23 protein-coding genes are annotated in these 16,659 nt (G+C 55.4%); 11 read left to right on the top strand and 12 right to left on the bottom strand.

What is annotated here, in order from left to right; genetic code table 11:
* Positions 1-26 precede the first annotated feature (26 nt).
* A complete protein-coding gene (locus F3J28_RS08610; protein WP_008456719.1) occupies positions 27-875 on the bottom strand; it encodes a Vmh family MBL fold metallo-hydrolase in 849 nt (282 codons plus the stop codon).
* A gap of 132 nt (positions 876-1,007) precedes the next feature.
* Between F3J28_RS08610 and F3J28_RS08605 the strand changes: the two genes are divergently transcribed.
* Both F3J28_RS08605 and F3J28_RS08600 read left to right on the top strand, forming a co-directional pair.
* Positions 1,008-1,886: a LysR family transcriptional regulator gene (locus tag F3J28_RS08605; protein WP_008456717.1), complete on the top strand. Its 879-nt coding sequence runs from the start codon at positions 1,008-1,010 to the stop codon at positions 1,884-1,886.
* A gap of 93 nt (positions 1,887-1,979) precedes the next feature.
* Entirely contained in the window at positions 1,980-2,285 is a 306-nt protein-coding gene (locus F3J28_RS08600; RefSeq protein ID WP_008456716.1) for a hypothetical protein, read from the top strand.
* Here the strand turns inward: F3J28_RS08600 and F3J28_RS08595 are convergent.
* Together F3J28_RS08595 and F3J28_RS08590 are read right to left on the bottom strand one after the other, a co-directional pair.
* Positions 2,279-2,632, bottom strand: a complete 354-nt coding sequence (locus F3J28_RS08595) for a DUF488 domain-containing protein (protein ID WP_166875002.1) — start codon at positions 2,630-2,632, stop codon at positions 2,279-2,281. The genes F3J28_RS08600 and F3J28_RS08595 overlap by 7 nt on opposite strands.
* Positions 2,629-3,132 carry a 2-thiouracil desulfurase family protein gene (locus F3J28_RS08590; RefSeq protein ID WP_166875000.1) on the bottom strand — a complete coding sequence of 168 codons (504 nt, stop codon included), beginning with the start codon at positions 3,130-3,132 and terminating at the stop codon, positions 2,629-2,631. The genes F3J28_RS08595 and F3J28_RS08590 overlap by 4 nt, the downstream gene beginning before the upstream one ends.
* Before the next feature lie 162 nt (positions 3,133-3,294).
* On the opposite strand from F3J28_RS08590, the gene F3J28_RS08585 reads away from it, so the two are divergent.
* Entirely contained in the window at positions 3,295-4,002 is a 708-nt protein-coding gene (locus F3J28_RS08585; protein WP_166874997.1) for a CTP synthase C-terminal region-related (seleno)protein, read from the top strand.
* Positions 4,003-4,490: 488 nt separating this feature from the next.
* On the opposite strand, the gene F3J28_RS08580 is transcribed toward F3J28_RS08585, so the two are convergent.
* Positions 4,491-5,231, bottom strand: coding sequence for a class I SAM-dependent methyltransferase (locus tag F3J28_RS08580; RefSeq protein WP_166874994.1), 741 nt, complete (start codon positions 5,229-5,231; stop codon positions 4,491-4,493).
* Positions 5,232-5,253: 22 nt separating this feature from the next.
* A complete protein-coding gene (locus tag F3J28_RS08575; protein WP_008456706.1) occupies positions 5,254-6,456 on the bottom strand; it encodes a CynX/NimT family MFS transporter in 1,203 nt (400 codons plus the stop codon).
* Between the two features lie 98 nt (positions 6,457-6,554).
* Here F3J28_RS08575 and F3J28_RS08570 point away from each other — a divergent pair, with 98 nt between their 5' ends.
* The gene (locus tag F3J28_RS08570) at positions 6,555-7,355 is read left to right on the top strand and encodes an AraC family transcriptional regulator (protein ID WP_166874991.1); all 801 of its coding nucleotides are present in this window, start codon (positions 6,555-6,557) and stop codon (positions 7,353-7,355) included.
* Here F3J28_RS08570 and F3J28_RS08565 read toward each other — a convergent pair.
* The gene (locus F3J28_RS08565; RefSeq protein ID WP_166874988.1) at positions 7,345-8,880 is read right to left on the bottom strand and encodes a methyl-accepting chemotaxis protein; all 1,536 of its coding nucleotides are present in this window, start codon (positions 8,878-8,880) and stop codon (positions 7,345-7,347) included. The genes F3J28_RS08570 and F3J28_RS08565 overlap by 11 nt on opposite strands.
* Before the next feature lie 294 nt (positions 8,881-9,174).
* On the opposite strand from F3J28_RS08565, the gene F3J28_RS08560 reads away from it, so the two are divergent.
* The 4 genes from F3J28_RS08560 to F3J28_RS08545 are packed head-to-tail and all read left to right on the top strand — an operon-like array spanning position 9,175 to position 12,292.
* Positions 9,175-10,032, top strand: a complete 858-nt coding sequence (locus tag F3J28_RS08560; RefSeq protein ID WP_166874986.1) for an ABC transporter substrate-binding protein — start codon at positions 9,175-9,177, stop codon at positions 10,030-10,032.
* Position 10,033: 1 nt separating this feature from the next.
* On the top strand, positions 10,034-10,852 hold the full coding sequence (locus tag F3J28_RS08555; protein ID WP_166874983.1) for an amino acid ABC transporter ATP-binding protein: 819 nt from the start codon (positions 10,034-10,036) through the stop codon (positions 10,850-10,852).
* Positions 10,849-11,607: an amino acid ABC transporter permease gene (locus tag F3J28_RS08550; protein ID WP_166874981.1), complete on the top strand. Its 759-nt coding sequence runs from the start codon at positions 10,849-10,851 to the stop codon at positions 11,605-11,607. Before F3J28_RS08555 ends, F3J28_RS08550 begins: the two co-directional genes overlap by 4 nt.
* Positions 11,597-12,292, top strand: coding sequence for an amino acid ABC transporter permease (locus F3J28_RS08545; protein WP_166874978.1), 696 nt, complete (start codon positions 11,597-11,599; stop codon positions 12,290-12,292). The genes F3J28_RS08550 and F3J28_RS08545 overlap by 11 nt, the downstream gene beginning before the upstream one ends.
* Here F3J28_RS08545 and F3J28_RS08540 read toward each other — a convergent pair.
* Positions 12,273-12,719, bottom strand: coding sequence for a DUF441 domain-containing protein (locus F3J28_RS08540; RefSeq protein ID WP_034808455.1), 447 nt, complete (start codon positions 12,717-12,719; stop codon positions 12,273-12,275). The genes F3J28_RS08545 and F3J28_RS08540 overlap by 20 nt on opposite strands.
* Positions 12,720-12,869: 150 nt before the next feature.
* On the opposite strand from F3J28_RS08540, the gene yoaI reads away from it, so the two are divergent.
* On the top strand, positions 12,870-12,974 hold the full coding sequence (yoaI, locus tag F3J28_RS22470) for a small membrane protein YoaI (protein ID WP_284143111.1): 105 nt from the start codon (positions 12,870-12,872) through the stop codon (positions 12,972-12,974).
* Here yoaI and F3J28_RS08535 read toward each other — a convergent pair whose 3' ends face one another.
* A complete protein-coding gene (locus tag F3J28_RS08535; RefSeq protein WP_166874975.1) occupies positions 12,975-13,478 on the bottom strand; it encodes a YbaK/prolyl-tRNA synthetase associated domain-containing protein in 504 nt (167 codons plus the stop codon).
* Positions 13,479-13,571: 93 nt separating this feature from the next.
* Between F3J28_RS08535 and F3J28_RS08530 the strand changes: the two genes are divergently transcribed.
* Positions 13,572-14,375, top strand: coding sequence for a phosphotransferase (locus F3J28_RS08530; protein WP_166874972.1), 804 nt, complete (start codon positions 13,572-13,574; stop codon positions 14,373-14,375).
* Here the strand turns inward: F3J28_RS08530 and F3J28_RS08525 are convergent.
* The gene (locus F3J28_RS08525) at positions 14,372-14,818 is read right to left on the bottom strand and encodes an NUDIX hydrolase (protein WP_286178061.1); all 447 of its coding nucleotides are present in this window, start codon (positions 14,816-14,818) and stop codon (positions 14,372-14,374) included. The two genes, F3J28_RS08530 and F3J28_RS08525, sit on opposite strands and share 4 nt — an antisense overlap.
* Positions 14,819-14,922: 104 nt before the next feature.
* Here F3J28_RS08525 and F3J28_RS08520 point away from each other — a divergent pair, with 104 nt between their 5' ends.
* Positions 14,923-15,348: a GNAT family N-acetyltransferase gene (locus tag F3J28_RS08520; protein WP_166874969.1), complete on the top strand. Its 426-nt coding sequence runs from the start codon at positions 14,923-14,925 to the stop codon at positions 15,346-15,348.
* 53 nt (positions 15,349-15,401) lie between these two features.
* Here the strand turns inward: F3J28_RS08520 and F3J28_RS08515 are convergent, their stop codons facing one another.
* From F3J28_RS08515 to ycgZ, 3 genes are all read right to left on the bottom strand, one after another.
* Positions 15,402-15,680, bottom strand: coding sequence for a biofilm development regulator YmgB/AriR family protein (locus F3J28_RS08515; RefSeq protein ID WP_034808453.1), 279 nt, complete (start codon positions 15,678-15,680; stop codon positions 15,402-15,404).
* 37 nt (positions 15,681-15,717) lie between these two features.
* Complete coding sequence (locus tag F3J28_RS08510; protein WP_166874967.1) at positions 15,718-15,996, bottom strand: hypothetical protein; 279 nt, start codon at positions 15,994-15,996, stop codon at positions 15,718-15,720.
* A 160-nt stretch (positions 15,997-16,156) separates the two neighbouring features.
* Positions 16,157-16,405: a regulatory protein YcgZ gene (gene ycgZ, locus F3J28_RS08505; protein WP_008456679.1), complete on the bottom strand. Its 249-nt coding sequence runs from the start codon at positions 16,403-16,405 to the stop codon at positions 16,157-16,159.
* Between the last annotated feature and the right edge of the window lie 254 nt (positions 16,406-16,659).

Genomic DNA, 16,659 nt, shown 5'->3' with positions numbered 1-16,659 from the left:
TTGGCTCCCTTTTTAGGTTTAGCGAATCACCACTTCATTTCGCCGGTATTCACTTTGGCGCTCATCTCCAGCGAGCTTTCATCGGCCAGGCCCGGATATTTTTGCTTCATTTCCGCAATGACCGGGGCGCTTTTGCCTTTCTTCAGCGCCAGCTCAAAGTCGGCTAAATAGTCGCCGGTAAAGACCACCGGGGCCGCGCCTGGTTTGACTTCACCAATGTAGTGGCCCGGGATCACGCGTTTTGGCTTCAGGGCCGCCATTTCATCCAGCACATCGCGCCATTCCTGACGGGCAGCTTTTGTCTGGGAATCGGCGGTCCAGACGTGAATACCGGAGCTGACACCTACGCCGCCAAGAATGGTTTTGTTGGCCGGGATCCACAGATATGCAGCGTGAGAAGCGGGCTGGCGCAGCTCAATTTTTTCACCGTCGACGGTGAAGGTTGTCTCGTGCGTCACCTGCGGCACGAAGACTTCTTTCGGCGCGCCATCTTTCAGGATTGGGCCCCAGTATTTGAGCTTCTCTGCTTTAGTTTGGTTGATATGGTCGACGACCAGCGGCGTGGCTTCAATTTTTACCTGCGGGTACGCTTTAACAATGGGCTCCAGGCCAAAGTAATAATCCGGGTCACCGGCGGTGATAAGCACGCGGGTCAGCTTTTTGCCGCTGTGTTGAATCATTTTCACCAGCGCCTCGCCGTCTTTAACGCTGAACTGGGCATCGACCAACGTGGCTTCCGTTGGACCGCTGATCAGCGTAGAGGTGACCGGGAAGACGCCTTTGTCCTGCGGGTTGTAGACGTCCAGCGTCAGCGGGGCGGCAAAGCTTGCGGTGGAGAACAAAAGGGTGGCCGCGGCCAGGGTCTGTGTCTTCATCTTTTTCTATCCTGATTAACTGAATCAATGGGCCCGTTTGGGAATGAGAAACAGTGTAAATTGCATTTTGTGAATCGTAATGGCCTTATTCAGGTAAGATAAGTTTCATAAATCGAACAGATGGGCGAAAGAATGGACAGAATCATTGCTGCAAAAGTCTATACCCGTATTTGCGAGCTGGGCAGCCTGAGCGCTGCGGCGCGGGCGTTAAATATGTCCCGGCCGATGGTGAGCCGCTATTTGGAACAAATGGAGCACTGGGCGGGAGAACGGCTGCTGCATCGTTCCTCCCGCAAGCTGACCCTGACGCCGACCGGTGAGCGGGTGCTGCAGCAAACCCGGGCGCTCAACGAGGTGGCGGAAAGTATTGCGGCGCAGAAGCAGCAGGATCTGCCTTCGGGGACTCTGCGGGTGGCCTGTTCCCAGTTTGGCGCCCGGTATTACATTGTGCCTTTCTTGTCTGACTTCCTGCGCGACTACCCGGACGTGAGGGTCGAGCTGCACGTCAGCAGCCAGGCGGTGAATATGATTGAGGAGCGTATCGATCTGGCTATTCGCATCACCAACGATCTCGATCCCAATATTATCGCCCGCCGCCTGGGGGAATGTGACTCCCGGCTTTATGCCTCGCCGTCCTACATTGAGCAAAGGGGGATGCCGCGCACGCCGGGCGATCTCGCGCACCACAATTGCCTGCAATATAGCTATTTCCTGCGCAACATCTGGCAAATGGTGGATGAAAACGGTGAGCCGCTGAACGTGGAGGTAAGCGGCAACTTCAGTGCCAATGACTCCGTGGTGCTGATGGACGCGGTCGCGGACGGCGTGGGGATTGCGATGCTGCCAGTTCAGGATGCGAAGCCGCGGTTCGAGAGCGGGGAGCTGGTCAAAGTGCTTGAAGCTTATCCGCCGCGATCGATGGGGATCTACGGTATCTACCGGAGCCGAAGCTACCTGCCCGCTGCATTGAGGCTGTTCCTGGCGGCGCTGTCGGACAGGCTCGCAAAATAATTTAAGAAAAACCTTAGTTACGGGTGGCCATGCCGTTTACTTTTTGCGCCAGGAATGTTCTGATCTCGCGGCGAAAAAGTGAGGGGAGCAGCAATGTTTCAATTAAAACCGGGCAGCCTGGCGATGATCATCGGCGCTCGTACCGCCGCCGGGCGGGTGAATATTGGTAAAGCGGTAGAGCTGTTCGGGCTGTGTCAGCCGGGGGAGCGCTTTGTTAATCCGGTGACAGGCGTGGTAACACAGCTTCCGCCGGAGGCAAACTATCCGCTTTGGCTGGTGACCGGCGAGGTTATCGCTTTTGATGGCCGCCAGGGCTACGCCTTCGTGCGTGCCGAGCATTTAATGCCGCTGGACAAAGATTTTTCCCCACAGGAAGACGAACTCCACCTCAGCTATTGATCCCGGCAGTGGCGTAAAAAGTCGGCCAGCACCAGCGCATGGTTCTGGTCGGTATCTTTTGCGCCATACAGCAATGTCAGCGTGCCGTGTTCGCCACGTCGGGCAAGCGCCTGGGCTGCGTCCTGATGTTGCCTAAGCTCTTGCCTGTAGCGCTCGCTGAAGGCGGCAAAGTCGATAGTGTCGCCATGAAAGGCTTTGCGTAGCTCGTTCGAGGGCGCCAGTTCCTTCGGCCATTCATCGTAGTGCAGGTCGCTTTTTTTCATTCCTCTCGGCCACAGTCTGTCCACCAGCACGCGGTAGCCGTCATCTTCAGACGGGGCTGCATAGACTCGTTTACAGCGGATCATGCCTGCTCCTTATCGACTTCCTCAAGCCGGCTTAATAATTGCGGGATCTGGTGGTCGGCAAACACTTCGATACCGTGCTGACGCAGCAGCGCCGTGGCCACGCCCAGGCCTGGGATTGTTTTGCCTGCAAAGTGGCCATCGTAAATCTTCTGGCTGCCGCAGGTCGGGCTGCCGTCGGTAAGAATAGCAAACAGGCAGTTATTCTCCCGGGCGGTTTGAAGCGCGAGCCAGGCGGCAAGAAGATAAGGTTCGGTGACGTCTGTGCCGTCGCTTTCCAGAATGGCGGCATGTCCGAGTAAAGCGGCTTCACCGCTGCCACCACTAAGCTCTGCGGGGAGGCGAGGTGTTGGCAGCCCGGCGGCGAGTTCAGGACAGTGGATAACCAGGCGGCCTTCGGCCTGCAGTCGGGCGAGGGCGGCGCCAGTTTGTGATTTTTCGCGGCCATCATAGCGGACCTGAAAGCCCATCAGGCAGGCACTAACCAGTATTTTTGCTTTCATTTTCTTCTTCGATGAAGTGAACCTGACACATTACTACATTGTTTGCCACGGCGGAAAGAGGCGAAAGACTGCCAATTTTTGCGGTTGCCAGCGCAAAGCAAAACGCCTACTCTATCATTCCTTATGTTGTTCTCTTCCCTCAAACATAAGGCCAACCAAAGCATGTCAGACTCACAGTTGAAATCCACTTTACGTATTGCGCTTGTCGGTGATTATAACCCGGCGGTGATTGCACATCAGGCCATTCCTCAGGCGTTAGATAATGCGGCTGCCGCGCTTGGCGTCAGCGCGGATTACGACTGGGTCTCCTCGCTGGAAGTGACCAGCCCTGAAGATCTGGTAGGCTACGACGCAATCTGGTGCGTACCTTCCAGCCCTTATCTGAATGAAGATGCCGCTTACCTTGCCGTTCGCTTTGCGCGAGAAAACGGCGTTCCTTTCCTCGGCACCTGCGCCGGGTTCCAGTATGCGGTGGTGGAGTATGCGCGTAACGTGCTCGGCTGGGCAGATGCAGGCCATGCGGAAACCGCGAGTGAAGGGCGCCTGGTGATTGGCCGCCTGAGCTGCTCGTTGGTGGAAGTTTCTGACAACATCTCGCTTCTGGCTGACTCTACGGTTGGGCGTGCCTATGGTGAGACGGAAATTGAAGAGGGCTACCACTGCAACTACGGCATTGCGGAGCTGTTTGCCACCGCGCTTGCCGGTGAACCCCTGAAGCCGACCGGCTGGGATAAGCAGGGCGAGATTCGTGCGGTTGAACTTCAGGGGCATCCGTTCTTTGTGGCAACGCTTTTCCAGCACGAACGTAATGCGCTAAAAGGCAGACCATCCCCTTTGGTTGAGGCATTCCTGGCCGCCGCTGAGAGATAAATTCGGGGTTTAGGGTCGCGGGTAATAGCCCTCACCCCGACCCTCTCCCAAAGGGAGAGGGGGAAAACATATGTCGGGGAAAGTGATTTCAGAGAACTTTATCTATTGCCTCTCCCAAAGGGGTGGGGGAAACAAACGTTGGGGAAAGTGCTCCCAGGTAGCTTTATCTATTCCCTCTCCCAAAGGGGTGGGGGAAACAAACGTTGGGGAAAGTGCTCCCAGGTAGCTTTATCTATTCTCTCTCCCAAAGGGGTGGGGGAAACAAACGTTGGGGAAAGTGCTCCCAGGTAGCTTTATCTATTCCCTCTCCCAAAGTGGTAGGGGAAACAAACGTTGGGGAAAGTGCTCTCAGGTAGCTTTATCTATTCCCTCTCCCTTCCAGGGAGAGGGTGAGGGTAAGAAAACAGAAGCGACATTGCGGTTGAAGTCAGTGCCGGACATAAAGTGAGGCCTGGGTTCCAACGTAAATAGCATCATAGACCTTATCTTTACCGAGGCTTAGTCGCCCGAAGAATCAAAAAGGCCGGACGGCGCATCTCTTTTGCCAGACGTGGATGCTGCGCCAGGGTTTCTGCCGTCGGTTTGGTTTCCAGCATTCGGGTGAGGGCGAAGCCGCTGTCGAGCAGGGTATTCACATAGGTTTCCGTGGTGCGGTGGTACTTTTGCACATCCTCCACGAACCAGCTGGTGTGGCGTAAACCTTGCTGGTGGTAGTGGTTCACCGGCCAGATAACCTCTTCTTTATAGGGCTGCCAGCCCACCGGGAAGGCGGTGCACATCGGGTGTTCCACGGAGAAGATAAACTGCCCGCCGGGTTTTAACGCAGCAAAGATAGCGTTGCTCAGGCGGGCGAAATCTTCGAGGTAGTGCAGCGCCAGCGACGAAATCGCCAGGTCCCAGGTTTCACCCTCCGGCGAGAATTGCTCCAGCGGTAAATTGTGGTAGCTGATGTTTCTGTCCTGGGTCACGGCTCGCGCCTGGGCGAGCATCTTTTCCGAGATATCAAAACCCGTCACGCTTGCCGCCCCTTGGGCGCGGGCGAAGCGGGCAAAGTCGCCAAAGCCGCAGCCCAGGTCGAGGATCTTCAGGCCATCCAGCACGGGCAGCAGGGAGTAAAGCTCGGGGATCTCCAGCAGCCCGTTAAGGCCAGAGTCCTGCTCCCGTAACTGACGGTAATTTTCAAAAAATACCGGGTCGTCGAAAATGTTCTGCGGTGCCGATGATGTCATTCGATCCTCCTTGGGGGTCTGTTCAGGCTGCGGCTTTCTCCGCCGCGCCAATCTCTTTCTGGCGCCCAGCATAAGCCCCAAAGACGCCCATGACGACCGAAAGTAGCGCGCAACCTAATAAAGGGATCGCCCAGCTGCCGGTAATGTCATGAATCTTCCCCATCACCGGCGGGCCAAAGGCGGCCAGAAGATAGCCTACGCACTGCGCCATACCGGACAGCGCCGCCGCCTGATGTGCGGAACCGGTGCGCATCCCAATGAATGAGAGCCCCAGAATCATCGCCGCGCCGGAGCCAAAGCCGCCGAGCGACACCCAGAAGATGGAGAAGGCCGGCAGCAGCCACAGGCCGAGCGTCGCCAGACACCACAGCAGCGCCATCAGAGCGGCAATTCCACGCTGGTCTTTCAGGCGGCTCAGGATCAGGCCGACAAACAATCCCGGAATGGCGGTGGCGAGCTGCAAAATACCGTGTATCGACCCGGCCTCGGCTTCGTTGTAGCCGTGGCTGATCAGAATGGAAGGCAGCCAGCCGATAATCACGTAATAGACCAGCGAGTTAATCCCCAGATACAGGGTGACCTGCCAGGCCAGCGGCGAAGACCAGATGCCGCGGCTGTGCAGCGCCGGGTTGCCGGACAGGTTCATCACCGTGCTGCTGCCAAGCTGCGGCAGCCAGACAATCAGCGCCAGCAGCGGGAAGATCATCAGCGACAGCATGGCGCCGGACCAGCCGAAGCCGTGCAGGGCAATCGGCACCACCATCACTGAGCCCAGCGCGGCGGCCACGCCCATCGTGAGCGAGTAGGCGCCGGTGAGTTTGGCGACCTGGCCGGGGAAGTCGCGCTTAAGCAGGCTGGGCAGCAGCACGTTGCCCATGGCGATCCCGCAGCCGATGATAGCCGTGCCGATATACAGCAGTGCGGCGTGGCCAGCGGAGCGCAAAGCAATCCCGGCGCAGATGATCAGCAACGCACCAAACAGACTGCGCTCGGTGCCAAAGCGGCGGGCGATCCCGGCTGCAAGCGGGGAAACAACCGCAAAGGCCAGCAGGGGCAGGGTGGTTAAAATCCCGATCTGCGCGGTGGACAGCGCAAGTGCATCGCGCACCATATCCAGCAGCGGTGCCGCGCCGGTAAAGGTGACGCGCAGGGTGGTGGCAATCATCAGAATGCCGAGCAGAAGCAGAGCGCGGCTCTTTTTGCTCGCTGAAGTCGTGGAAGTCATGTGTCTGTGTCCTGAAAAACGGTAAAGCAAAGATACACGCTTCTGCCTTTTTACGAATCAAGCTAAAATGACAGATTATCGCTAAATTCGGACAAGCTATGGAACGTGACCTGGATCTCGAAGGGTTTGACCCGGACAGCATCGTGACGCCCGCGCTGGCGTTTCGCATTCGCGCCGCGCAAACCTATAACGAAAAGCCCATCCACACCCATCGAAAAGGGCAGCTGATCCTGGCGCTCCACGGCGGTATCACCAGTGAAGTCACCAACTCGATGTGGATGGTGCCGCCGCAGTATGCGGTTTGGGTGCCGGGGAAAATGCCACACAGCAACCGGGTGACGGCGGACGCGCGACTCTGCTTTTTGTTTATTGAACCGGAGGCGGTCGCCATGCCGCAGGAATGCTGCACGCTGAAGATCTCGCCGCTGGTGCGGGAACTGATCCTGCGCCTGTCCAACGTTCCCCATGAACATCTCGACTGCGCGCCCATTCAGCGCCTTGTTCAAGTCCTGTTTGATGAGCTGCCCCATCAGCCGGTGGAGCAGCTCCAGCTGCCGATCTCATCTCACCCCAAAATACGTGCGATGGCGGACAGCATGGCGAAAAACCTGAAGGAGAAGAAAACGCTGGCCCAGTGGGCGGACGACATGGCGATGAGCGAACGTAATCTTGCCCGGCTGGTGGGGAAAGAAACGGGGCTGAGTTTTCTGCGCTGGCGGCAGCAGATGCAGCTCATCGTGGCGCTGCGGTATTTGATAAGCGGGATGACCGTGCAAAACGTGGCGGAGTCGCTGGGGTACGACTCCACCACGGCGTTTATTACCATGTTTAAAAAGGCGCTCGGCACCACGCCAGGGCGTTATTTAAGCACCCTGGGCGGGGACGATTTTACAGACTAGCCAGCTTAAACTGGGACACGGCGGTATTCAGCTCATAGGTCTGCGCCAGCAGCGATTCGGCCGCTTCGGAGGCCTGATTCACCATCGCCGCGTTTTGCTGCGTGGTGACATCCATCTGGCTGATGGCTGTGCTGACCTGCTCAATGCCGCTGCTTTGCTCATCGCTGGCGTGGGTAATCTCCACCATCAGCGCAGCGACGCGCTTCACGTCCTGCACCACGGTGTTGATGGTCTTGCCCGCTTCGTTTACCAGTCTGCTGCCGCTGGCGACCTGATTCACCGAGTCTTCAATTAACTCTTTAATTTCTTTGGCCGCACTGGCGCTGCGCTGGGCCAGGCTGCGCACTTCGCCAGCAACAACCGCAAAACCGCGCCCCTGGTCACCGGCTCTGGCGGCTTCTACCGCCGCGTTCAGCGCCAGGATGTTGGTCTGGAAGGCGATGCTGTCGATAACGCCGATGATGTCGGTGATTTTGTTGGCGGAGCTTGAAATGCCGTCCATGGTTTCCACGACCTGGGCCACTACCGCGCCGCCTTGTTCCGCGCTTCTCGAGGCGGTATTGGCCAACTGGCTGGCACTTTGGGCATTCTCTGCGTTTTGCTTCACCGTGGCGGTCATCTCTTCCATCGACGACGCCGTTTGCTCCAGCGCGCTGGCCTGTTCTTCGGTGCGAGAAGCCAGGTCAATATTGCCGCTGGCAATCTCGCTGGAGCGGGTGGATATCTGGTTGCTGCTTTCGTGCACCAGATGGATGACCATGGTGAGCTGCTGGCACATGGTTTCCATCGCGGCCATGACGCTGGTTCTGTCGCCGTCGCGCACTTTCACTTCTCGGGTGAGATCTCCGCAGGCCACGGCGTTGGCAATCTCGGCCACTTCACTTGGCTCGCCCCCCAGTGAGCGGAAAATCGTGCGGTGAACCCACCAGCCGACAACCAGCAGCAGCAACACGGCGGCACCGGAACCAATCAGCTGCCATTGCGTTGAGTTAGCGCTGCTGTGTTGAGCTTTTTCTACCGCGTTATCGGCATACTCGGCGGAGGCTTTAACGAAGGATTCAATGCCTTTCTGATGGGCGAAAAAGTCTTTATCGGCCGCTTTTAGCTTTTCAAACAGCGGCGTCGGGGCGCCCGAACGAATAAGCTCCACCAGGTCATTGGCATCTTTGATCATCGCCATCCCGGCCTGGTATTGTTCCCCGAGCAGATTCTGCTGCAGCTCAGGTGGCAGGGCGGCCTTCCAGTAATCAACGCGCTGGTGCCATTGCGCGCTGAGGCGCTTAATTTCGGCATCAGCCCGATCGACGCTCAGCGTGCCTTCCACCACGCGCGAAAGCACCAGCCGCAGTTCAATCAGGTAAATCGGTGCGGGCTTGATGTCAGACATCAAATCCTTTGCCAGCAGGCCGTTTTCGGTGCTTTGGGCGCTTCGGTGGCTGCCGTAGAGTGAAATGGCGGTAACCAGGGCGGACATCAAAATCGAACAGCAAATTAATAACAACAAATTGTGAGCCAGTGATTTCATTTTGCCTCTCCTATTATTTGAAAAGCTTATCGGCCCAGGAGAAGGGAAACTTTTTCACCAGATCTGAAAACTAGCGGGTGAGTCACAAATTTATGCCATAAATTTCCAATTTTTTATTTTTAAAATAATCACTTAACTCAATTATTTGTTAAATCTATAAGTAAAAGATTTAACTCAGGATTAACTAATATGTTTTCTGCATATGCAATGCAGGATTAAGCATTGGCGAGGGAAAGGCGCTTGTGCGAGCGTAAAGGCATAGCTCGCTCACAGACGGGATAACAAGGAAAATCAATGGCACAGGTAAAGGCTTTAACATACACAACTTCACACACAACAGCGCAACGTAAATTAACGCTCTCTGCTTTGGTCCTGGCCCTGTCCGGCCTGGCCTCCGCCGCGGTTCACGCAGACCAGCTGGCGGATATTCAAAAAGCGGGGGTGGTTAAAGTGGCCACTTTTGACGCAAATCCACCTTTTGGCTCTATAGATGCTAAAACGCACGATATCGTGGGCTATGACGTTGATTTCGCGAAAGCACTGGCCAAATCCTTAGGCGTTAAGCTTGAGCTGGTGGTCACCAACCCGGCGAACCGTATTCCGCTCCTGCAGTCCGGTAAGGTCGACCTTATCGTGGCGGATATCACCATTACGCCGGAACGCGCCCAGGTGGTGGATTTCTCTACCCCTTATTTTGTGACCGGGCAGCAGTTCCTGGTCCCGGCTTCCGGGCCGGATAAGCTTGATGATTACGCGAAAGGGCGCGTGGGTGCGGTGAAAGGTACCACCGGAGAACAGGCGCTGGTGCAGCGTTTCCCGTCAATTCGAGTGCTTTCTTATGATGATATCCCGCTGGCTTTTACCGCGCTGCGCAACGGTAACGTCCAGGCGATCACTCAGGACAGCACTATTCTTGCCGGGCTGCTGGCCGAAGCGCCGGATAAGGCGAAGTTTAAAATTCTGCCGGATTTGCTGAGCAAGGAAGAGATTGGCGTTGGCGTGAAGAAAGGGGAACCTGCCCTTTTAAAAGCGGTTAACGACGAGCTGGTGAAGCTGGAACAAAGTGGCCAGGCAGAGCAAATCTACAGCGCCTGGTTTGGCCCCGACAGCAAAACCCCGCAGCCGCGCAGCTTTAAAATTGTAGCCAAATAACATGTTTAAACGACCGCCTCTTTTGTCCGCAGCTTCGGCTGCGGATTTTTTGCATCTGCAGTCCGCCAGCGTTGAATTTCGCAAAGCGAGTAAAAATTATGGTGAAACTGCCGTCCTGAGCGAGATAGACCTGAGTATCGCGGCCGGAGAAGTGGTGGCGATTTGCGGCCCGTCCGGTTCGGGGAAATCGACGCTGATACGGCTCATCAACCAGCTCGAAACCCTCAGCGAGGGCGATATTTTTATCGATGGCAAATCCACCCGAGCGCTGAATAACAGGACGCTGCGCCGCCTGCGAAGCCGAATCGGGTTTGTGTTTCAGCAGTTTAACCTTTACGCCCACCTGACGGCTGAGCAGAACATTACGCTGTCGTTAACCCACGTTCACGGCTGGAAGCGTGAGGCGGCGCATCAGCAGGCTCTGGCGCTGTTGGCCCGAGTCGGCCTCGCAGACAAAGCGCAGCACTATCCGGCGCAGCTTTCAGGCGGGCAGCAGCAGCGCGTGGCGATTGCCAGGGCGCTGGCGTCATCGCCGCAAATTATCCTGTTTGACGAACCGACTTCGGCCCTCGACCCGGAGATGATCGGTGAAGTTCTGCAGGTGATGAAGGATCTCGCCCACAGCGGCATTACCATGATTGTGGTCACGCATGAGATGCAGTTCGCGCGTGAAATCGCCGACCGAGTGGTGTTCATTGACGGTGGGGCTATTCTGGAGCAGGCGGCCCCGGCGCAGTTTTTCCGCTCGCCGCAGCATCCCCGCACCCGTCGTTTTCTGCAAAAGGTACTCGACCCGCTACATGCCGGGGCAGAATCATGAACAGCTACTTTGACTGGGCGGGGGTGTTAAGTGGAGCCCCGAGAGCCTGGCTTATCTCCGGTTTGCTGACCACCGCGTGGGTGACGTTTGCCGGGATAATCATTGCGACGCTGTTTGCCGTGCTGCTGCTGGGGCTTCGGCTCGCGGGTGGCCGGGCGGGACGCTATTTCACGGCGAGTTGGGTTTCTGTTTTTCGCAATACGCCTTTGCTGGTACAGCTGCTTTTCTGGTATTTCGCGGCGTGGAACGCGCTGCCCCAGAGCTGGCGAGGCTTTATTAATGACGACCACAGTTGGTCTCAGCTGCCCGGCGGCGTCTGGTGGCTGACGCCGGAGTTTCTCTGCGCGGCGTGGGGGCTAGGTGTGTTCACCTCGGCATTTTTGGTGGAGGAGATCCGCAGCGGGTTGCAGGCGGTGCCGAAGGGGCAAACCGAAGCCGCACTTTCTCAGGGCTTCTCTGAGTGGCAGCTTTTTCGCACCGTGCTGCTGCCCCAGGGCGTGGTTAACGCCTGGCAGCCGCTGGTCGGGCAATATCTCAACCTGATGAAGCTCTCCTCGCTGGCCACGGGCATCGGCTTTGCCGAGCTCACCAGCCAGGTGCGCCGTATCGAAAGCTACAACGCCCATGCGTTGGGCGCTTTTGCCGCAGGCACGGTGCTTTATTTGCTGCTGGGGCTGGCGATGAGCGGGCTATTTACACTCTTTGCGCCAGGAAAACGCGGGTTACGTAAACCTGAGGTACAGCATGATCGCTAACATTTCGGTTATTACGGACAACCTCGATTATTTGCTGTGGGGAAGAATGGCTCAGGGCGAGCCGGGCGGTGTGTTGCTAACGCTGATGATGGCCGTAGGTGCTGGCGTGCTTGCCCTGGGGCTGGGGTTATTGCTGGCCTGTGTCGCCTGGCGCTACGGCGGTATTGTGCGGCGGGTACTTTTCATTTGGGCCGATTTGATCCGCGGCATTCCGCTGATTTTTGTTATCTTCTGGCTCTATTTCCTGCTGCCTGCCATTACCGGGCGTGATTTACCGGGGCCGTTAACCGTCACGCTGGCGCTGGCCTGGTTTACGTCTGCGGCAGTGATGTACACCACGCTGGCGGCGCTGAATGCGCTGGCGAAGGGGCAAAATGAGGCGGCGATTGCCGGCGGGTTTACGCCATGGCAAACGCTGAGGTTAGTGCTGTTGCCTCAGGCGCTGCGCAACGCTTTACCGTCGTTTGCCGGGCTGTTTATCTCGCTCATCAAAGACACGTCGCTGGCGTTTATCGTCAATGTCCCCGAGCTGACAACCGTTGCCGGGCAGGTCAACAGCCGGGTACAAATTTACCCGGCGGCCATTTTTATCTTTACCGGCCTGGTTTATTACCTGCTGTGCAGCGCGCTGGCCTGGCGTATTCACAGCTGGCAGCGGCAGGAGGCTACTGCTTACCCACAATAAGGGAAACCAGCCCGGCGGCGATCAGCGGCCCAACCGGGACGCCACGGAACAGGGCGACGCCAAGGACGGTGCCAACCAGCAGGCCGCCTACCAGGCCTGGCTGGCTGCCCATCAGCGTCACGCCGCGCCCGCCGAGCCATGAAACCGCAATCCCGACGACAATCGCCACCAGCGATTTCCAGTGGGTGAAAGAGTGGATCAGGTTGCTGGCGGGCAGGGTGCCGCTGGCTATCGGGGCCATCACGCCGATGGTTAAAATAATGATCCCCACAGTCAGGCCCTGTTTCTCAATCCACGGAAAGAAGGTGTTCAGCGGGGTGACGCGCACAATAATCAGCACGAGGATGGAAACCGCGACGGTGGTGTTATGGCTGACAAAACCTAATCCCGCCAGGGCCAGAAGGATCAAAAGTGTGGGGTCAAAAATCATGATATATCCTTGCCAAATAAGAGGTTTTTAACTTTTATTGTTCTGGCGAATGACCGACAGCGATTCTGTGGCCGTTCATCATTCTGTCATTTTTGCGGTCAATAATTGAACGATGTGACAGCGGGCAATGGCTTGCGGGAGAAAAGGATGGGCGATCCAGCGTTATTCGACACGATTTGCATCACTGCCGCGTTCCTCGGGATCGCTTCGGTATTGGTGCTGTCTGTCCTTTATCTCGAACGCCTCGGGTAGCTATTCGGGGCGGTGAAAATTGACCAGCTCCGGGCGCGCAATGCGCAAATAATCCTGCGTATCCATCACCACTGACTTTTCCAGCAACCCTGCATTGAAGGCAATTTCTGAAAAACGCTCGAAAATAGACGGGTCGGCCACCAGCCGGAGCTGAGCGTGAAAGCTGAACGGCGGAATAGCGCCAAACACACATCGCGTTAACTCATCCACTTCCGCCGGGCTTGCCAGCGACGCTTTCAGGCCGCCCAGATGCTGTGCCAGCAGGCTCAGATCCGCCTGTTTGTCTGCCGCCAGAATCGCCAGCACGTGCAGCTTGACGCCGTTGCCTTTGACTTTGCAGACCAGCGCTTTTGCGCCCTGGCCAAGTTCGGTGCCGCGGATCGCCGAGACTTCTTCACATTTCCCTGCCGCCACGTGGTTTACTACACGGTAACGAGCCTGTTGCTGCTGTAATAAATCGATAAGTTGCTGATGGACGTCTTCGCCTTTTGCGTGGGATGTCATTGCACTGCCTCTTGTCGTCTTTCTAAGTCTCTGCTTTGAATTTTCATCCTATCGCGATAATAGTTATCTGACATGCAAAAATTCGGGCAAAAGATGGCTAATAATGTACTGACGCAGATGGGAAATGCCCTCGTGTGTGAATGCGTTTTTCAGGGAAAACCTGCCGTTGAAAAGCGAAATGCATCCGAGGTTGAACTCGATTTTTATCAGTACCATGCCTCCGTGTTCAGGGCGGAGGGGCCTGGCATTCCCGACGTTTATTCCCTTAATCGCCAGACACGACGGCTGATCATCGAATTTATCCCGCAGCCTTGTTCGCTGGAAACGCTGACTGCCTCCCCCGATTTGTATGAGAAGCTGGCGTCGCTCCATCATTGCCAGATGAAACCCTCAGGAATTTTCAGGCGGCATCAGTGGAGGGATGATCAAATGGAGTTGGCACTAAGCCTGCTGAAATTTCCCCCAGAGCTCGAAGCAATGTTGCATCATTTCAAAGCTCACAGTGATGTGCTCTTTGAGCCGCAGCAATGGGTGTCGGGGGATTCAAATGCCGGAAACTGGGGACGCCGAGCCGGGGGCGAGTTAGTTTTATTTGACTGGGAGCGCTTTGGCCGTGGGAGCCCGGCGATAGATTTAGCGCCTCTGATTAAAGGAATGGGGGAACCGGCCAGTATTCACCTCATGGTAGCGAGATATCAACAAGTGGCACCTCAGTGGTCGAGGTCACACCTGACACGTCATGTGCTTTTGGCTAAAGCCTGGCTGGTGGTAGAAGTGCTGAATCTTCTTTCCCAAAGACATCCGCAAATGTTAACCCGGTATCTGGACTGGTATCAGGTTAACTTGCCGGCCTGGCTGCCACAGGCCCGGCATTTATTGCGCTCTACGTTCGCTTAGCTTAGCCAGCCATACTCTGAATAGATTTCACCGTCGATAATAGCGGTGATGGCCTGCTTCACATAGGGCACGGTATTAGTCGGTAATTGTCGGATATCCACCCAGCGCAGTTCGGCGTGCTTATCCGGCTCGGCGATATAAGGTTCGCCCTGCCAGGAAGAGCAGAGAAAGAAGTGGCCTACCCAGGAACGATCTTCGGTTTTAACGTGCATCGAGTGAACCGACCTGAGGTCTTCGGTCTCAATGATCACCCCCGTCTCTTCGTGGGCTTCTCTGGCTGCGGCATTAAGCAGCGTTTCACCGCTTTCAAGACCGCCTGCGGGCAGGCTATAGAAACCGTCCATCCAGCCGGTGTTCGCTCTGCGGATGAGACAAATTTCGTCTCTGCGGCGCAGGACAACAAATACGGCGACGGAAAGCTGGTAGCGTTCTCTCTTCATCATTCTCGACTCTTGCTTTTGTGGTCTGTAAATATATACAGTGTTATCGGCCAGACTCAACGCAAGAACTGGTAGGGTGATAATGGGCTATGTCAGTGAGGTACGCGATGTCGGGTTTCAAACTAGAAATTTCTGATCAAATCAGCGAGGAGTATTCGCTGCCCATTGAAGCGGGGCTCGGTGAGTTTAACGATGCGATGAGCGGGATAAACGATCGCCAGCCGCTGGCGGTTGTGGTTCGCAGTTCCGAGAGTGGGAAAGTTGTTGGTGGGATGTTGGGGCGTTCGTCCCTCGGTGTACTGTTTATCGATCTGTTTTATTTACCGCCTGAGTTAAGAGCGCATGGATTAGGCAGCGAGATCCTGAGGACGTTTGAAACAGAAGGGCGCAGGCGCGGCTGTGTGGCTGGTTTTTTATATACCATCAGTTTCCAGGCTCCGGACTTCTACCGCAAGCATGGCTGGGAGGAATTTGGCAAAATTGACTGTTTACCCGAAGGCACCAGCCGGTATTTTATGAAGAAAACGCTGTAATTCAGAAACAATAAAGGCCGGTTCTGGCCGGCCTTTAACTGTCTGCGCAGGCCTTAAATATCGTCCACGGTATGGCCCACAACAATCTCTAAAGCATTGCGATAAACGTCGCACATGACGACGTCTTGAGTCGTTTCCAGGGCGTCAACCAGCCAGATAATAATCGCTTTATTGGAAACGCTCTTATTGGCAGCCAGAATGGCGGTGACGGCCTGACTGATGGCTGCATTTTCCTCCGCGTGCCGGTCTGCTGTGCTTCTTATAAAGTCGGATAATGCGTGGTCTACGATTCCGGTATGCATTGCAGAGGGATTAGAAATTAGCTGTGTCATAGTCATTCACCGTTTTTCAGTTGTTGGCCATGGGCCGCTAGTGGACATTTTTTTCGTTAAGCCGTTGAGTCTTAACTGCGCCTGAAAGCGCTTTTTTTTCTGTCTTTCCTGTCAGACGCTGGGAAATATTCCCCTCTATTTCAGCGATAATTTTCTGCAGCGCGTTACGTCGCCGTACTTCTTGTTCCGATATAAACATCGCTTCTAACCTGGCAACTAAAGCGCGGGTATTAATTGCGCTGTTGCTGTTCAGTAACGACAGCGCTGCTTCGCCGATAATCTCGTCCGTTAATTGTTCATCGTCGCTTCTCTTCACTTCGTTACTCCTGATTTCTTCGCCGGGGGTTAAATACCGCTGGCATGAAGTCATTTGCCGGAGTCTGAGAATGAGGAAAATTCAGCATTTATACTTCAAGGTGACTCTCCCACCAGGGAGCGAACGCATTACTCTGATTGAACTCCGGGCTGGTTATTCGCTAGCGAGTAAAAAGCATGCCCAACAGGGCCTGATAGTGCTTTTCTTCTTCCGGTTCAGAAACGCGGTCGAGTCGAGAGAGCAATTTGGTACAGATCGCTTTTCTGTTCAGATTGCGGCCATCGCTGAGAATTTCGAGCACAATTTGCCCCATTGTTTCCTGCTGAGACGGCGGTGCAACGCGGCTGAAATAGCGCGCAATGTCATTTTCTACGCTGTTCTGACCTGGTGTAAAAGTGTCCTGTCGCATAAGTCGCTCCTGTAAATACACACGTTGCAAGATGTTAACTAAGTTATGCAATTGCTATAAAAACTGTACACAAAGGTGTATTACTTTGCCCGCTATTTTTTGACTAAAAATGCTAATTCTTATTTATCAATTGGTTATAATTTTAATTTTTTAACTTATCGATACGTAAAATTGTACATTTTGACTAAAGGTAAATGGCGAGCAAAACATCCCATGTTGTTAAGTTGTTTAGACTTTGTTGAGTATGTGGAGAC

The organism is Enterobacter sp. Ap-1006 (assembly GCF_011752835.1).
GTDB lineage: Bacteria > Pseudomonadota > Gammaproteobacteria > Enterobacterales > Enterobacteriaceae > Cedecea.
This window is presented reverse-complemented; position numbering and strand designations above follow the sequence as displayed.

Excerpts from the sequence above, each read along its gene's own strand:
- F3J28_RS08610 (WP_008456719.1), bottom strand. The coding sequence starts at position 875 with ATGAAGACACAGACCCTGGCCGCGGCCACCCTTTTGTTCTCCACCGCA.
- F3J28_RS08605 (WP_008456717.1), top strand. The coding sequence starts at position 1,008 with ATGGACAGAATCATTGCTGCAAAAGTCTATACCCGTATTTGCGAGCTG.
- F3J28_RS08600 (WP_008456716.1), top strand. The coding sequence starts at position 1,980 with ATGTTTCAATTAAAACCGGGCAGCCTGGCGATGATCATCGGCGCTCGT.
- F3J28_RS08595 (WP_166875002.1), bottom strand. The coding sequence starts at position 2,632 with ATGATCCGCTGTAAACGAGTCTATGCAGCCCCGTCTGAAGATGACGGC.
- F3J28_RS08590 (WP_166875000.1), bottom strand. The coding sequence starts at position 3,132 with ATGAAAGCAAAAATACTGGTTAGTGCCTGCCTGATGGGCTTTCAGGTC.
- F3J28_RS08585 (WP_166874997.1), top strand. The coding sequence starts at position 3,295 with ATGTCAGACTCACAGTTGAAATCCACTTTACGTATTGCGCTTGTCGGT.
- F3J28_RS08580 (WP_166874994.1), bottom strand. The coding sequence starts at position 5,231 with ATGACATCATCGGCACCGCAGAACATTTTCGACGACCCGGTATTTTTT.
- F3J28_RS08575 (WP_008456706.1), bottom strand. The coding sequence starts at position 6,456 with ATGACTTCCACGACTTCAGCGAGCAAAAAGAGCCGCGCTCTGCTTCTG.
- F3J28_RS08570 (WP_166874991.1), top strand. The coding sequence starts at position 6,555 with ATGGAACGTGACCTGGATCTCGAAGGGTTTGACCCGGACAGCATCGTG.
- F3J28_RS08565 (WP_166874988.1), bottom strand. The coding sequence starts at position 8,880 with ATGAAATCACTGGCTCACAATTTGTTGTTATTAATTTGCTGTTCGATT.
- F3J28_RS08560 (WP_166874986.1), top strand. The coding sequence starts at position 9,175 with ATGGCACAGGTAAAGGCTTTAACATACACAACTTCACACACAACAGCG.
- F3J28_RS08555 (WP_166874983.1), top strand. The coding sequence starts at position 10,034 with ATGTTTAAACGACCGCCTCTTTTGTCCGCAGCTTCGGCTGCGGATTTT.
- F3J28_RS08550 (WP_166874981.1), top strand. The coding sequence starts at position 10,849 with ATGAACAGCTACTTTGACTGGGCGGGGGTGTTAAGTGGAGCCCCGAGA.
- F3J28_RS08545 (WP_166874978.1), top strand. The coding sequence starts at position 11,597 with ATGATCGCTAACATTTCGGTTATTACGGACAACCTCGATTATTTGCTG.
- yoaI (WP_284143111.1), top strand. The coding sequence starts at position 12,870 with ATGGGCGATCCAGCGTTATTCGACACGATTTGCATCACTGCCGCGTTC.
- F3J28_RS08535 (WP_166874975.1), bottom strand. The coding sequence starts at position 13,478 with ATGACATCCCACGCAAAAGGCGAAGACGTCCATCAGCAACTTATCGAT.
- F3J28_RS08530 (WP_166874972.1), top strand. The coding sequence starts at position 13,572 with ATGGCTAATAATGTACTGACGCAGATGGGAAATGCCCTCGTGTGTGAA.
- F3J28_RS08525 (WP_286178061.1), bottom strand. The coding sequence starts at position 14,818 with ATGATGAAGAGAGAACGCTACCAGCTTTCCGTCGCCGTATTTGTTGTC.
- F3J28_RS08520 (WP_166874969.1), top strand. The coding sequence starts at position 14,923 with ATGTCGGGTTTCAAACTAGAAATTTCTGATCAAATCAGCGAGGAGTAT.
- F3J28_RS08515 (WP_034808453.1), bottom strand. The coding sequence starts at position 15,680 with ATGACACAGCTAATTTCTAATCCCTCTGCAATGCATACCGGAATCGTA.
- ycgZ (WP_008456679.1), bottom strand. The coding sequence starts at position 16,405 with ATGCGACAGGACACTTTTACACCAGGTCAGAACAGCGTAGAAAATGAC.